The sequence below is a fragment of the Phenylobacterium sp. J426 genome (assembly GCF_024699945.1).
In the GTDB taxonomy this organism is placed as follows: domain Bacteria; phylum Pseudomonadota; class Alphaproteobacteria; order Caulobacterales; family Caulobacteraceae; genus Phenylobacterium.
This window is the reverse complement of record NZ_JAJOMY010000001.1, coordinates 3,333,402-3,347,722: the sequence shown is the minus strand read 5'-3', so window position 1 is coordinate 3,347,722 and position 14,321 is coordinate 3,333,402. Positions and strand designations below refer to the sequence as shown.

Genomic DNA, 14,321 nt, shown 5'->3' with positions numbered 1-14,321 from the left:
CGACGTCGGGTCGAACGCCGGGCTTCAGCGCCGCGCGAGCCAGGCGTCGGCGAGCGCCAGGAAGCCGTCGACCGCGATGACCTCCGCCCGCGCGGCGGGATCGAGGCCGGCGGCGAGAACGAGCTGCTCGCCGCCGAGCGCCTTCAGGCTGGAGCGGAGCATCTTGCGGCGCTGGCCGAAGGCGGCGGCGGTGACCTTCTGCAGGGCGTGGAGGCGTTCCGCCGTCGGTGGATCGGCGCGCGGCTCCACCCGGACGACGGCCGACTCCACCTTCGGGGGCGGGGTGAAGGCGCGGGCCGGCACGTCCAGAACCGGGCGGGCCCGGGCCGCGGCCTGGGCGATCACCGCGAGGCGTCCGTAGGCGTCCTCGCCGGGGGCAGCCACGATGCGGTCGGCGACTTCCTTCTGGAACATCAGCGTCAGCGAGGCGGGCCGCCAGGGCCCCGTGAGCCACTTGATCAGCAGGGGCGTCCCGACGTTGTAGGGCAGGTTGGAGACGAGATGGGCGGGCCGGCCATGCGAGAGGGCGGCTTCATCGGTCGTCAGGGCGTCGCCGAAGATGAGCGCCAGGCCCGTCGGAGGCGGCGGCCAATTCCTCGAGCAGCGGGCGGAAGCGGTCGTCCTTCTCGATGGCGGTGATGCGAGCGCCCGTTTCGACGAGGGCGCGGGTCAGGCCGCCGGGCCCCGGCCCCACCTCGATCACATGGTCGCCTTCGCCGACCTCCGCCAGGCGCGCGATCTTGCGCGTGATGTTGAGGTCGAGGAGGAAATGCTGCCCGAACGCCTTCTTGGCCCACAGACCGTGGGCCTCGAGCGTCGCGCGCAGGCTCGGCAAATCTTCGAGCGTCATGCGCGGTTGGCGGCGATCTGGGCGGCGAGGCGCAGGGCGGCGATGAGGCTGTCGGGCCGGGCGACGCCGCGCCCGGCGATGTCGAAGGCCGTGCCGTGATCGGGGGAGGTGCGGACGATGGGCAGGCCGAGCGTCACGTTCACGCCGCCCCAGAAGTCCAGCATCTTCACCGGGATCAGGGCCTGGTCGTGGAACATGCAGAGGGCGGCGTCGTAGCCGGCGCGCATCTCGGCGGGGAACAGGCTGTCGGACGGGTAGGGGCCCCGGGCGTCCACGCCGAGGTCCTTCAGCGCGCGGACCGCCGGCTCGATGATCTCGATTTCCTCGCGCCCGATGCCGCCGCTTTCTCCGGCGTGGGGATTGAGGCCTGCCACGGCCAGCCGCGGCGTCTGGACGCCGAAGTCGCGCCGCAGCGCCTGGGCGGTGACCAGGCCGGCGGTGACGACCCCCTCGATCGAGAGCGCGGCCGGAACGCGGGCGATCGGCTCGTGGACGGTGACGAGGGTGACGCGGAGGTCGGCCGCGGTCAGCATCATGATCGGCCCGCGGGCGCCATCGAAGGCGGTGCTGTTGGTGAGCTCGCCCAGGAACTCGGTGTGGCCGGGGAACCTGAAGCCGGCTTCGTAGAGCGGCGCCTTGGCGATCGGCGCGGTGACGACGCCGGAGACCGATTTCGACAGCGCCAGGCCAACGGCGGTCTCGATCCAGCGGATGACGGCGGGCGCGGCCGCGGCCGACGGCTGGCCGGCGATCACCGGGGCTTTCAGCGGTACGTCGAGCACCGGCAGCGCCTCGGCGAAGACCCTTCGGGCCTCGTCCGGGCTGTGGACAGGACGGACCGGCGCCGCGCCGCCGGGCGCGGAGGCCACGGCCTGGGCGTCGCCCACGACCATGAAGGCGGGACCTGAAGCGCGAAGCGCGTGCCAGGCCTTGGCGACGATCTCAGGGCCGACGCCCGCGGGATCGCCGAGGGTCAGCGCAAGGGGGCCGGCCGTCACCGCGTCTCAATGGTGGCGGAGTTGCGCAGGTCGCGCATGTACCGCCGGGCGATCATCGAGAGCTGCTGGCCGTAGAGCCGGTTCTCGATGGCGTCGCGCTCCATGTTGGCCCCGCCGGCGGCCCTGCGGCCACAGACGGCGACGAGGTGGAGGCCGGCGCCGGTGCGGATCGGTTCGGACACCTGGCCGACCTGCAGGCTTTCGGCGGCGGTCTTGAACTGCGGCGCAAGGTCGGAGAGCTCGGCCTCGCCGAGGTCGGAGGCCACCACGCCGTCGAACTTGGCGGCGGCGGCTTCCAACGTGTCGCAGCTGGTGATCTGCGGACGCAGCTGTTCGAGCTTGGCGCGCGCGGCAGCCTCGTCCGCGCCCTGAGGCAGGGCCACGGCGGCCTGCTTGAGGTTGACCAGCGTGGTCCCGCCGCCCGCCCGCTTGTCGCGCAGATAGACGATGTAGACGCCGTCGCGGACGGCGACCGGCTGGGAGAGCTGACCCGGACGCATCTGCTCGACGACCTGCTGGACCTCAGGCGGCATCTCGCCCTGGCCGACCCAGCCTGCGTCGCCGCCGGCGGCGGCGGTCGGCAGGGCCGAGAACTGACGCGCGACGGCCGGGAAGGGCGCGCCCTGCTGCATCTGAGCGACCAGCTGCTGAGCGCCCTGCATCGCCTGCTGCATGCCGCCGACGCGGTTGGCGTCGATCAGCACTTCCGAGATCTGGTACTGCGGCTTGGCGGCGTCGGCGGCCATCTTGGCCTGGGTGGCGGCGATCTGGTCGTCGCCGATGCGCAGCCGCGAGCCGTAGCGCCCGCGGATCCACCGGGCCCAGCTGATCTGGGCGCGGATCTGCTGGCGAAGGGTGTCGATGCCGATCTGGCGGCTCTGCAGGAACTGCAGGAACTGCTCGCGCGACATGTTGTTGGACTGCGCCATGTCGGCGATTTCCTGGTCGACCTCCTCGTTCCCCGCGATGATGTCGATCTTCTGCTCGCGCTCGACGCGGCGCAGCTCCTGGAACTGCAGGCTCTCGTCGACGAGACTGATCAGGGCCTCGCGCTGGAACTGGGGCAGGGTCTGTTCGGTGGGCTGGACGCCGGAGGTGGCGATCAACAGCCGCATGCGCTGGCCGAGGTCGTAGGTGGAGATGATCTGGTCGTTGACCACGGCGGCCACCGATTCCGACATGCCGGTGGGCGCGGGCGGCGGCGACTCGACGGTCGGCTGAGGAGCTTGGGCGTAGGCCAGCGGCGAGCCCGCCGCGATGAGCGCGCAGGCGAACGCCGCGCTCCGCGCCAGGCCCGAGACGGTTTGCGGGCCCGAGACGAAGGACTTCATGGACGAGATCGTTTCCTTGAGCGGGCGGTATTCGCCCATAGTTCTAGCGGCCATCTGTTCCGCCCAATGTGGCGAGCGTTAGGCGCACCGAGACGGTCTCGCTGGGTAGCAGACGGCCGATGATGATGTCTTCGCGGCGATAGATCACATCCACCCGGATGCAGTCGTCCCGATAGAAGACGCCCAGGTCCCGGATGACCCACGCCTCCTGGTTCATGTCGCGGCTGCCGTAGAAGCTGACGCCGAAGCCCTTGGGCAGGTAGAGCTCGCCGCCAAGGTCGAGGTTCTCGCGCTTGACGCCATTGATGTCGAAGTCGTCGGTAAGGTAGCGGACGAAGCCGTTGCCGTACCTGTTGGCGACGTTCGCGCCGGCTTCCAGGCGACGGATGTCAAGGGTGTCGCCGTCGAGACGGGCGCGGGCGAACATCGAGACGCCGCGGAACGGCTGGGCGTCGGCGGCAACGATCCAGTCCGAGGCCTTGCCGCGCAGGCCAGAGCGCTCGGGGAACACCCGGTTCTCCTCGGTGCGGAACGAGCGCCCCACCAGCAGGTTGGCCCGGCGGCCGTCATCCCAGAGCACCATGGCCCGGCCGGCGACGTTCAGGCGCACGCCGTCCTCGTAGAGGTCGTAGCCGGGGAACTTGTTCGGCCGGAAGAGGGTCGTCTCGTCGAACTCGAAGGCGACGCTGTCCTCGTTGAGATAGACGGGCTCGCCCCGCGGGTCGGTCCCGATGACCACCTGCTTGGCGTCGGGCGAGGCCAGGAGCTGGACCACGGGCTCGAGGACTACCGTCTTGTCGCCGAAGCGGCGGAAGACCGGGTAGGTGATGTCGGCGCCGACCGTCGCCAGGGCGCGGGTCATGTCGTCCTTGCGGGTCGCGGCGCCGAGCCCGGTGAGGATGTCGTCCAGGCGATAGGCGTCGACGCGGGCGCTGACGAAAGGCGACACGCGCAGGCCGGCCGCGGAGGTGAAGTCGCGGCGCCAGTTGAGCTCTCCGGTGGCGCGGGCGCTGTCGAGACCGGGCAGCCGCACCGACAGGTCGGACGGCGACTGCTCGCGGCTCAGGACGACAGCCGAGGTGTTGACGCGCAGGCGGCCGCCGGCCACCCGGCCCACGTCGTAGCGACCTTCCACGAGCGGGCCGATCACCGGGAACACGCGGTCGTTCTCGCCGGGCGCGAAGCCCGTCAGCGGATCGACGAAGTCGAGCGAGGAGCGCAGACCCTGAATGGTCATGGCCGCCGCCGAGAGATATGACCGCTCGTCCTGGCGGATGGCGTAGATCTGCGAGATCAGCCGCCGGTCGTCGGCGACGTAAGGGCCGCGCGTCTCGTAGACGCTGCCGATCTCGTACTTGTCGAAGATGAGGTCGTCCGAAGCCCGCTCGGCGGTGAAGCCCCAGCGCCAGTCCTCGTTGATCCGGAAGGCGCCCCGGCCGAGGATGTAGCTCCGGTTGGTCTGCTCGCCGAACTCGTTGCCCTTGCCATCGAAGTCGCGTTCGCGGGTATAGCCCAGGCGCAGGTCGACTTCGCCGGAGTAGAAGCTCTTGCGCCCACGCAGGTTCAGGAAGGGGTTCACCTTCGAGTTCAGCTGCGGGCTGACGATCAGGTCGGAATAGGGCGAGATCGCCCAGTAGTAGGGCTGCTCGTACGAGGCGCCGCGGCGGTCGGAGGCCGAGGCCTTCGGCGGCAGGAAACCGGAGGAGCGGCCGGCCTGCGGGTCGGCGTGCCAGAACACCGGCAGGTACAGCAGCGGCACGCCCAGGACGTGGAAACGCGCATTGCGATAGGTGATGGTCCGGCGCTTCTTGTCCTGCACCACCCGGTCGGCCGAGATGTACCAGGTGGGCTGCTTGTAGGTTCCGTCCTTCGCGCAGATCTCGCAGGGCGTGTAGATCGCCTGGTTGAGTTCCTGGATATTCTCGTTCCGGCGCACGGCGCTGGCCGCGGCGACCTTGACGTTCTCGGGGAGACGGGCGGAGAAGCCCTGGGCGACGCCCGCGCGCATCTCGTCGTCCAGCAGGATCTCGTCGGCGAACTCGGCCGAGCCGTCGGCGTTGACCACCGCGACGTTGCCGAGCGCGCGGATCGTACCCGAACCCTCCTCGTAGACCATACGGTCGGCGCGGAGCGTGCGGCCGTTGTAACGCACCTCGATGTTGCCCTGAGCGGTCGTGCGGCCGATCTCGTCCTCGCGGACGACCTCGTCGGCCTCCATGTAGAGCTCGTCCTGCTGAAGGCCGTCGCGGCCCGCCGGCGCAGCGGCCTGAGCGTTGTTCGTGATCGCCTGGCCCGCGGGTTGAGCGAGGGCGGCGGACCCGCACAGGATCGCCATCGCAGCCCCGGCCAGGAGGGCGCGTTTGCCTGCCTGCGGCGAACGCCGACGCGGACTCATGAAGCTCTCGTATCCCCTCTCGCGCCTGCGCGCGTTGTGGCCGGGCTCGCGCCTACAGCGGCGATGCATAGCCCGGCCGTCCAATGATTCAACCGTCTTCGGTGTAGCAAAGCAGGCTCAGCCCCGCGAGCAGCGCGACGAGCACGGGCGCCCAGGCGGCCGCCGCGAGCGGAATAATGTCGGCCTTCGCCAGCGCGCCGGCGAACTGGTTGAAGAAGAACATGATGAAGCCCAAGGCCACGCCCGCCCCGGCGAGCCCCGCGAGGCCGCCCAGGCGGGCGAGGCGCAGGGAGAAGGCGGCCGCCAGGATCGACATCGCCGCATAGAGAAGCGGCGTCGCCAGCAGCTGCTGCAGCCGCAGCCGGTAGCCGGCCGCGGAGAAGCCGGCCTGTTCCGTCAGGCGGATGGCGGCGGGCAGCCGCCAGAAGGCGATGGCCTCGGGCGAGGCGAAGCGCTCCATGGCCGCCTCCGCGTCAAGCGTCGAACGGATCGACAGGCTCTCGGAGCGGATCGAACTCTGCCCTGCGCCGGCCTCGGCCACGTTGCTGAGCCGCCAGAAGCCCGGCATCAGCCGCGCCTCGGTCGCCTCCAGCCGGCGGCGGAACTCGGGGGCGCCGCGCTCATCCTTCTCGTAGATGAAGACCGACACGCCACGCAGGATGACGGTCCCCGCCCGGGTTTCGCGATCGCGCGCGTGCATGACGATCTGGGTGCGGTCGTCGCCCTGGCGGATCCAGACGTCCTGTGGACGGTCGCCGAGATAGTTCTCCATCAGCCGCGCGCGCTCGGCCTCGAAGCGGGCGTTGAGCGAGGCGGAGACCGGATTGAGCAGACCCACGGCAAGGACGCCCAGCGCCGCCGCCAAGCCCGCCGAGGGCAGGATGAAGCGCCACGCCGAGACCCCGGCGGCGCGCATGGCGACGAGTTCGCTCTTGCGGTTCAGGCCGACGAAGGCACCCATGCCGCCGAACAGGAAGCAGAACGGCAGCAGGATCTGGATCAGCGCCGGCGCACGCAGAAGCGTCAGGCCGAAGATGGACGAGGCGCCGACGTCCGCTCGGGTGCCGACCTGGCTGGACAGCTCCACGAACTGAATGAGCAGGATGACGGCCGAAATGACGGCCAGGGCCGCGCCCACGCCGCCCATCATCCGCGCCATCACATAGCGCTCGAGACGTCCGAAGCCGGTCACGCGGGCGCGCCGGCGATGCGCGCGGGGCGGCGCGTGATGTCGATATAGCGGCTGACCCGCTGCCTGAAGATGCTGCGGAAGGCCAGCGCCGTGGCGGCGAGGGGCACCAGGTACTGGAGCAGGTTGAGCCAGGCGCCGTCCTCGGCGGCCGCCTGCACCTGGAATCCGAGGATACGGACGAAGGCCGCGGCCGCGCCCATAGCGGCGATGCGGCGGCCGTAGCCCAGGCGCGAGAAGCCGCCCCCGATGATCGCCGACAGGGCCATCGCCATGAAGGCGATGTTGTAGAGCGGGGAGGCGATCCGCGCATGTCCTTCCGCCAGCAGGTCCAGGCGGTTGCGGCGTTCCCAGTCCTGCTGCAGGTCGGGGAAGAACAGCTCGTGCAGGTAGCGGTCCGACGGCTTGTAGTGGACGCGCTCATCGCCGCCGGATAGCGCGCTCAGGTCGAAGATGTATTCGTCGAAGGTGAGGTAGTTCAGGACCCCCGTTCGGGAGAACTCCTGATTGGAGCCGTTCTTCATCACCAGCACCGGCCGGCCCTGGCTGCGCGCCACGCGGCCCTCTTCGGCGGTGTAGGTGGTGGCCGACCCGTCGGCCTTCTCCTGGTGGATGAACAGGTTCTCGAGGTTGCCGGCGCCGTCGACGTCCTGGGCATAGACGGTGAGGCCGGGCGCGGGCTCGGTGAACTCGCCCTCCCGGACCAGGGTCGAGGCGAGGTCGGTGCGGATCTGGAACAGCTCGTTGCGCATCTCGCGATACGCCCACGGCTGGATCCACAGGTTCATCACGAGAGCGACGAAGGCGACGGCGCCCGCCAGCCGCATGGCCGGCGAGATCACCCGCCAGCGGCTCATGCCGCCGGCGAAGCAGACGACGATCTCCTGCTCGGTGTGCAGCCGGTTCAGCGCCACGAGGGCGGCGACGAACACCGCGATCGGCAGGACCATATTGATGAGCTGCGGCATGGCGAGCAGCGTGACCTTCAGGAACACCAGCGCGCTCTGGCGCTGGTTCACGATCAGGTCGAGCCCCGACAGGGTCTGGCTCAGCAGCGCCACGCCCGTCAACGCGAGCGTTGCGAGAAGCACGGGGCCCAGGAGCTGCCGCAGGAGATATCGGTCGATCAGGCGCATGGGGTTTGCGAAAAGAGGCGTCCCCGCAGATTAGGGCCTGCCCCGGCCGCGGAGGTGTTCTAAATCATGCGTCGCCGCGCCAGACAACCGCGCGACGCCGGCCGCCCGGCCAGACTGTCGAAGCCAACGAGAGAGTTTCCATGGAAATCGAGTTCGTCGCCGCATCCGCCGCTCTCGCGCCGAAGTCCGCGCTGGCCCGGATCGTGTTCGAGGGGGGAAGCGCTGGACGGCGCGCTCGCCCAGGCGGCGGCCGGCAGCCGGTTCACCGGCGCGAAGGGTCAGACGCTGGACATCCTGGCGCCCCAGGGGACCGACGCGGCGCGGCTGGTGCTGGTGGGCGCGGGCAAGCGCGACGCCTTCGATGCCCTGGGGGCCGAGCATGCCGCGGCGAGCGCCTATGCGGCGGTGAAGACCTCGGGGCTCGGACTGCTGCGCATCGAGACGCCGAACGGCGACGCCGACCTGGCCGCGCGGGCGGCCCTGGGCGTGCGCCTGGCCTGCTACCGGTTCGACAAGTACCGCACCAAGGAGCCGGCCGAGAAGAAGCCGTCGATCGTGAAGACCCAGGTGGCGACGGGTGATCCGGACGGCGCGCTCTCGGCCTTCCCGCCGCTGGCGGCGCTGGCCGACGCGGTGAGCTTCAGCCGCGACCTGGTTTCGGAGCCCGCCAACGTCCTCTATCCGGCCGAGTTCGCGCGCCGGGTGAAGGAGCTGGAGCGGCTCGGTCTGGACGTCGAGATCCTGGGCGAAGACCAGATGAAGGCCTTGGGCATGGGATCGCTGCTGGGCGTCGGCCAGGGCAGCGTCCGGGAGAGTCAGCTGGTGGTGATCCGCTGGAACGGCGCCCAGGACAAGAACGCCCAGCCGGTGGCCTTCATCGGCAAGGGCGTGTGCTTCGACACCGGCGGCATCTCCATCAAGCCCGCCGAGGGCATGGAGGACATGAAGTGGGACATGGGCGGCGCGGGCGCGGTTGCGGGCCTGATGTATGCGCTGGCCGCCCGCAAGGCCAAGGTCAACGCGGTCGGGATCCTGGGCCTGGTGGAGAACATGCCCGATGGCAACGCCCAGCGCCCGGGCGACGTGGTGACCTCGATGTCCGGCCAGACGATCGAGGTGATCAACACCGACGCCGAGGGCCGCCTCGTCCTGGCCGACGCCATCTGGTACTGCCAGGACCGGTTCAAGCCGAAGTTCATGGTCGACCTGGCCACGCTGACCGGGGCCATCATCATCAGCCTCGGCAATGACTACGCCGGCTTGTTCTCGAACAACGACGAACTGGCGGGCCATCTGCTGGCGGCCTCCGCGACCGAAGGCGAGCCGCTGTGGCGCCTGCCGCTGCCGGACCAGTACAACAAGCAGCTGGACTCGCCGATCGCCGACATGAAGAACATCGGCGGCCGCCCGGCGGGCTCGATCACCGCGGCCCTGTTCATCCAGAAGTTCGTCAACGGCGTGCCGTGGGCGCACCTGGACATCGCCTCCACCGCCTGGAAGAAGCCGTCGATCGTGCCGACTATCCCGGACGGCGCCACCGGCTACGGCGTGCGCCTGCTGAACCGGATGGTGCAGGACCGGTACGAGGGCTGACGCCCGAGAGGGCTCGGCGGAACGGCGCGCCATGGCGGAGGTCTGGTTCTATCACCTGGAGCGGACGGGCCTGGACCAGGCCCTTCCCGAGCTGCTGGAGAAGACGCTCCAGCGGGGTTGGCGGGCGGTGGTCCGCTCGGGTGCGCCCGAGCGGATCGAGCATCTCGACGGCTGGCTGTGGAGCTACCGCGACGACAGCTTCCTGCCGCATGCGCCCGTGGACGACCCGCAGGCCGCACGCCAGCCGATCCTGCTGACGACAGCCTTCGAGAACCCGAACGGCGCCGACGCGCTGTTCCTCGTGGACGGCGCCGCGCCGGGAGATCTGGACGGATACCAGCGTTGCGTGGTGCTCTTCGACGGCAATGACCCCGATCAGCTGGCGCTAGCGCGCCGGCATTGGAGCGCGGCGAAGGGCCAGGGGCTTGCGGTGTCGTACTGGAAGCAGCAGGCGAGAGGCTGGGAGAAGCAGGCATGAGATGGGCGGCGGCGGCGACCTTGATCCTGGCGGCTTGTGCGACCCCGCCGCCGGCGCCAGCGCCGCAGCCTGATCCGCCGTCCGCGTCGCCGCCGGTCGCTGCGCCCCCGCCGCCGCCGGACACCTGTGGCGTCGAGGCGGTCAGGGGCCTGGTGGGGCGACCCAGGACGGAGATCCCAGTGCCGCTCAGGCCCGAACTGCAGCGGGTCGCCTGCACCACCTGCCCGGTGACGCTGGATTTCAATCCGAACCGGCTGAACTTCTTCTTCGACGCCCAGACAGGGCTGATCAAGGAAGTGAAGTGCGGCTAGGGGATCCGCAGCCCTAGCTCGACGAGCAGGTCGAACCAGGCCTGCCGGCCCTTGTCGCGGTCGAACATGGCCTCGGCGGTATTTCGGGCCGCCATGCGCAGCGGCGCGGCGGCGGCCGGGTCGCGGCAGGCCTCGATCAACGCCTGCGACAGCGCCTCGTGGTCCGAGAAGGGCAGCAGACGGCCGTTGACCCCGTCCTGAATGGCGTCGCGCACCGGCGCGGTGTCGGAGCCGATCACGTGGCAGCCAAGCGCCATCGCTTCCGCCAGCGACCAGGAGAGCACGAAAGGGATGGTGTAGTAGACGTGCGCGGTGGAGAGCCGCATGGCCGCCAGCATCCGCGCATGCGGAACCTTGCCGAGGAAGTGAACGCGGGCAGGGTCGATGGGGAGGTCACGGAACGCCCACTGTTTCCAGGTGAGGTCGTCGGGGGCGGCGGCTCCGTAGCCGGACTTCTTCTCCTGGCCGATCACCACGACATGCGCCTCGGGAACCTCGGCGAGCAGGCGGGGCAGGGCGCGGGCGAAGATGTGCAGGCCGCGCGCGGGCTCCATGTTGTTGTTCACGTGGGTGACGACGGGCGTCCCCGGGGCCAGGACCCGGCCGTCGGGCAGTTCGAACGGCTCGGCGGGACCCGGAGCGATCGCGCCGACGTCGACGCCCTCGTGGATGATCCGCGCCCGTTCCCGGAACACCGGCGGCAGGGTGGACGCCTGGAAGGGCGTCGGCGTCACGATGGCGTCGGCATGGGCGTAGGCGTAGGCCATGCTGAGGCCCTTGGCGTTGACGCGCTGGACTTCCTCCTCGGTCGGCTGCGGGAACTCGGGGTCGAAACCGACGTCGAAGCCGCGGCCGTGGTAGAAGAACTCCGCGAAAAGGGCCTGGCGGGCGTTGGGGAAGGCCTCCTTCAGATGCAGCGTTTCGCCCCAGCCGGGATGGCCGACGATGACCGCCGGATCGCAGCCGTGCTCCTTGAGCGCCTGGGCGGCGCGGAAGGCGTCGTGGGCGCGCAGCAGGTCGGCCTCCGGCCGGACGACCGCCGGCGGCAGGCCCGGGGTGCTGCCGCGGCTGAGGCGATAGCGGGCCGTCCGGACCTCGGGCATGGCCGGGGCGTGGTCCTGGCCTATGCCCCAGCAGGCGACGCCGCGGGCGGCGAGGCTGCGCGCCAGGTCACGGAACTGACCGGGGAAGTTGTTGTGGACGAAGAGGACGCCTTCCGACATGGCGCCCTTGTGCCGGGCCGCGACGATGCTGTCACGCCCGGCGAACGCTGGTGCGGATGAGAGGAGTCGAACCTCCACGCCTTGCGGCGCTGGAACCTAAATCCAGTGCGTCTACCAATTCCGCCACATCCGCATGTGGGCGGCATGCCATCGCGGGCCGAACGCGGCTCGTCAAGGCTCTTGGAGCGCGCAAGCTCCCATGACATAAGGGCGCGCCGCGCCGCCGGGCGATTTCGGCGGCGCTTCCTATTCCACCTGAAGGCGGACCTGCAGGCGTGCGTTTCGCGCGCCGTCCGGAAGTTGAGAATGTCGATGCAAGTCGTTGAGAAGTCTGGTGAAGGCCTGAGCCGCGTCTACGGCGTGACGGTTCCTCAGAAGGACCTGAGCGAGCGTCTGGAAGCGCGGATCGCGGAGATCGCCCCGACCCTCAACGTCAAGGGATCCGTCCCGGCAAGGTGCCGGCGGCCCACGTGAAGCGCCTCTACGGCAAGCAGCTGATGAGCGAGGTGCTGGAGCAGACGCTGTCGGAGACGACCCAGAAGGTGCTCGAGGACAACAAGCTGCGTCCCGCTGGCGAGCCCGAGCTGAAGCCGGAAGGCGACATCCAGGGCGTGCTGGACGGCAAGGCCGACCTGGCGTTCGAGGTGGCCGTCGACCTGATGCCCGAGTTCGAGCCGGTCGACCCCGCGTCGCTGTCGCTGACGCGGCCGGTCTATGAGCCGACGGATGCGGAAGTCGAGGAGGCGGTCACCGAGCTCGCCGGCCAGAACAAGACCTACGAAGCCAAGACCGGCAAGGCCGTGAAGGCCGCCGAGGGCGACATGGTCGTCATCGACTTCATCGGCCGCATCGATGGCGAGGCGTTCGAGGGCGGTACGGCCGAAGACGTCGAGCTGGTGCTGGGTTCGGGACAGTTCATCCCGGGCTTCGAGGACCAGCTGAAGGGGGCCAAGCCCGACAGCGACGTCGAGGTCAAGGTGACCTTCCCGGCCGACTATCAGGCCGCCAATCTGGCCGGCAAGGAAGCGGTCTTCGAGACCAAGGTGAAGGAGGTGAAGGCTCCGGTGGACACCGTCGCCGACGACGCCTTCGCCGAACGCCTGGGGATCGAGAACCTCGAGAAGCTGAAGGAGCTGCTGAAGACCAACCTCGAGCAGCAGTACCAGGGCGCCAGCCGGTTCAAGCTGAAGCGTGCGCTGCTGGACGAGCTGGACTCGAAGCACGAGTTCCCGCTGCCGCCGAAGATGGTGGAAGCCGAGTTCGCCTCGATCTGGAACCAGGTCCAGCAGGACAAGGCCGCCGGCAACCTGCCGGAGGACGACGCCGCGAAGAGCGACGAGCAGCTCGAGAAGGAATATCGCAAGATCGCCGAACGCCGCGTGCGCCTGGGCCTGGTGCTGGCGGAGATTGGCCGGGCCAACAACGTCCAGGTGACCGACCAGGAGCTGGCCGAGGCCATGCGCCGCGAAGCCATGCGCTACGGCCCGCAGGCGCAACAGATCTTCGACCTGTTCCGGCAGAACCCGAACGCCCAGGCGCAGCTGCGCGCGCCGATCTTCGAGGACAAGGTCGTCGACCTGATCATCGAAAAGGCCAAGGTCGAGGACAAGAAGGTCGAGAAGGACGAGCTCCTGAAGGAGGACGACCTGCCGGAAGGCTACGAAGGCTAAGCCCTTCAGGCCCAAGGAGAGTTCGAAGCGGCGTCGCCCCCGGGCGGCGCCGTTTTCGTTTGGGCCTAGGCGGCGTTCCTGGCCTCGCGGGGGCTGAGCCCGGTCCAGCGCTTGAAGGCGCGGGAGAAGGCCGCGGGATCGGAGAAGCCGACCAGGTAGGCAGTTTCGTTGACCGAGACCCTCCGGCCCTTGAGGTAGCGCAGCGCCAGCGCCTCGCGCAGTTCGTCGAGGACCTGCTCGAAGGTGACGCCCTCGGCCTTGAGCTTGCGATAGAGGGTCTGACGGCTGATGGCCATGCGGGCGGCCACGGCGTCGACGCCCACCTCGCCGGTGTGCAGCATCGCGGCCAGGTGCTTCTCGACGGTCCCACGGACCGTGCCGGCCGAGGCGAGGCTCGCCAGCAGCCCCTCGGCGTGGCCCGACAGCACGTCGAAGGCGTAGCGCGGCAGGTGCTGGACCGGCGCCTGGGGCCAGGCGGGATCGATCAGGAAGGCGTTGCGGTCGGCCTCGAAGGTGACAGGGCAACCGAACAGCGCCTCGTACTCAGCGCGATATCCGGGATCAGGGTGGGTGACGTGGAGCGCCTTCACGCGCAGCTGGTGACCGTGACGGCGCGGCGAGCAGACGATGTGGGCGAAGGCGGATTCTGGTGAGCTCGGGGAAGTCGTTGGCGTCGAGGCGCGCATCGACAATCCAGAGGCCGCGGGCGTCCATGGTCATGCGGAAGCGGTCGCCATCGTCCGCGTTGCGGGTCTCGACGATCAGCGGGACGTAGCGGTTCAGCTGGACGAAGGCCTCCATGGCGTCGGCCGAGGCCTGGCCGATGAGGCCGACGATCGAGATGTCGGCGACATCGACGTCCGAGCCGTAGTGCAGGGCCAGCGCCGGGTCGCCGGTCAGCGCCTGGGCGGCGTGCATCAGGTCGACATAGGCCTGGAAGGGCAGGCGGGCGTCCTCGTCGGCGATCTGGGCGAGGTCGAGCCGCGCGCGGGCGGAAAGCGTCCGCCGGTCGGCGCCCTTGCGGACCGCAAAGTCCAGGAGGCCCCGGACGAACCCTGCTCCGACCGTCAATCCGGCCATCATCACCCCATGCGCTGCACGTCCTCAGGACGATAGAGGCGTGGGCGGGGCGGGTTGGATGCAGCGG

General features: G+C 69.8%; 10 protein-coding genes, 1 tRNA gene and 3 pseudogenes. 4 read left to right on the top strand and 10 right to left on the bottom strand.

Going from position 1 to position 14,321, the window contains the following annotated elements; all coding sequences use genetic code 11:
- Positions 1-24 precede the first annotated feature (24 nt).
- The 6 genes and pseudogenes from rsmA to lptF form a co-directional block, all read right to left on the bottom strand.
- Positions 25-850 (bottom strand): annotated as a pseudogene (gene rsmA, locus LRS10_RS17680) (16S rRNA (adenine(1518)-N(6)/adenine(1519)-N(6))-dimethyltransferase RsmA).
- Positions 847-1,848 (bottom strand): 4-hydroxythreonine-4-phosphate dehydrogenase PdxA, encoded by a 1,002-nt coding sequence (gene pdxA, locus LRS10_RS17675; protein WP_257838409.1) that lies wholly within the window; start codon positions 1,846-1,848, stop codon positions 847-849. The pseudogene rsmA and the gene pdxA overlap by 4 nt, the downstream one beginning before the upstream one ends.
- Complete coding sequence (locus LRS10_RS17670; RefSeq protein WP_257838408.1) at positions 1,845-3,233, bottom strand: peptidylprolyl isomerase; 1,389 nt, start codon at positions 3,231-3,233, stop codon at positions 1,845-1,847. Before LRS10_RS17670 ends, pdxA begins: the two co-directional genes overlap by 4 nt.
- On the bottom strand, positions 3,223-5,574 hold the full coding sequence (locus tag LRS10_RS17665; protein ID WP_257838407.1) for an LPS-assembly protein LptD: 2,352 nt from the start codon (positions 5,572-5,574) through the stop codon (positions 3,223-3,225). The genes LRS10_RS17670 and LRS10_RS17665 overlap by 11 nt, the downstream gene beginning before the upstream one ends.
- Before the next feature lie 88 nt (positions 5,575-5,662).
- Positions 5,663-6,766, bottom strand: a complete 1,104-nt coding sequence (locus tag LRS10_RS17660) for an LptF/LptG family permease (RefSeq protein ID WP_257838406.1) — start codon at positions 6,764-6,766, stop codon at positions 5,663-5,665.
- The gene (lptF, locus tag LRS10_RS17655) at positions 6,763-7,899 is read right to left on the bottom strand and encodes an LPS export ABC transporter permease LptF (protein WP_257838405.1); all 1,137 of its coding nucleotides are present in this window, start codon (positions 7,897-7,899) and stop codon (positions 6,763-6,765) included. The genes LRS10_RS17660 and lptF overlap by 4 nt, the downstream gene beginning before the upstream one ends.
- 140 nt (positions 7,900-8,039) lie before the next feature.
- Between lptF and LRS10_RS17650 the strand changes: the two are divergent.
- The 3 genes and pseudogenes from LRS10_RS17650 (at position 8,040) to LRS10_RS17640 (ending at position 10,281) form a co-directional block, all read left to right on the top strand.
- Positions 8,040-9,492: pseudogene (locus LRS10_RS17650) on the top strand (leucyl aminopeptidase).
- 31 nt (positions 9,493-9,523) lie between these two features.
- Positions 9,524-9,970 carry a DNA polymerase III subunit chi gene (locus LRS10_RS17645; RefSeq protein WP_257838404.1) on the top strand — a complete coding sequence of 149 codons (447 nt, stop codon included), beginning with the start codon at positions 9,524-9,526 and terminating at the stop codon, positions 9,968-9,970.
- Positions 9,967-10,281 carry a peptidase inhibitor I78 gene (locus LRS10_RS17640; RefSeq protein WP_257838403.1) on the top strand — a complete coding sequence of 105 codons (315 nt, stop codon included), beginning with the start codon at positions 9,967-9,969 and terminating at the stop codon, positions 10,279-10,281. The genes LRS10_RS17645 and LRS10_RS17640 overlap by 4 nt, the downstream gene beginning before the upstream one ends.
- Here the strand turns inward: LRS10_RS17640 and LRS10_RS17635 are convergent.
- Positions 10,278-11,504 (bottom strand): glycosyltransferase, encoded by a 1,227-nt coding sequence (locus LRS10_RS17635; RefSeq protein WP_257838402.1) that lies wholly within the window; start codon positions 11,502-11,504, stop codon positions 10,278-10,280. The two genes, LRS10_RS17640 and LRS10_RS17635, sit on opposite strands and share 4 nt — an antisense overlap.
- A 48-nt stretch (positions 11,505-11,552) precedes the next feature.
- Positions 11,553-11,637 (bottom strand) — tRNA-Leu (locus LRS10_RS17630).
- Positions 11,638-11,816: 179 nt separating this feature from the next.
- Here LRS10_RS17630 and tig point away from each other — a divergent pair.
- Positions 11,817-13,174, top strand: a pseudogene (gene tig, locus LRS10_RS17625) (trigger factor).
- Between the two features lie 65 nt (positions 13,175-13,239).
- On the opposite strand, the gene LRS10_RS17620 reads toward tig, so the two are convergent.
- Positions 13,240-13,764, bottom strand: coding sequence for an AraC family transcriptional regulator (locus LRS10_RS17620; protein ID WP_257838401.1), 525 nt, complete (start codon positions 13,762-13,764; stop codon positions 13,240-13,242).
- On the bottom strand, positions 13,736-14,254 hold the full coding sequence (locus tag LRS10_RS17615) for an AraC family transcriptional regulator (RefSeq protein ID WP_257838400.1): 519 nt from the start codon (positions 14,252-14,254) through the stop codon (positions 13,736-13,738). The genes LRS10_RS17620 and LRS10_RS17615 overlap by 29 nt, the downstream gene beginning before the upstream one ends.
- Positions 14,255-14,321: the final 67 nt, after the last annotated feature.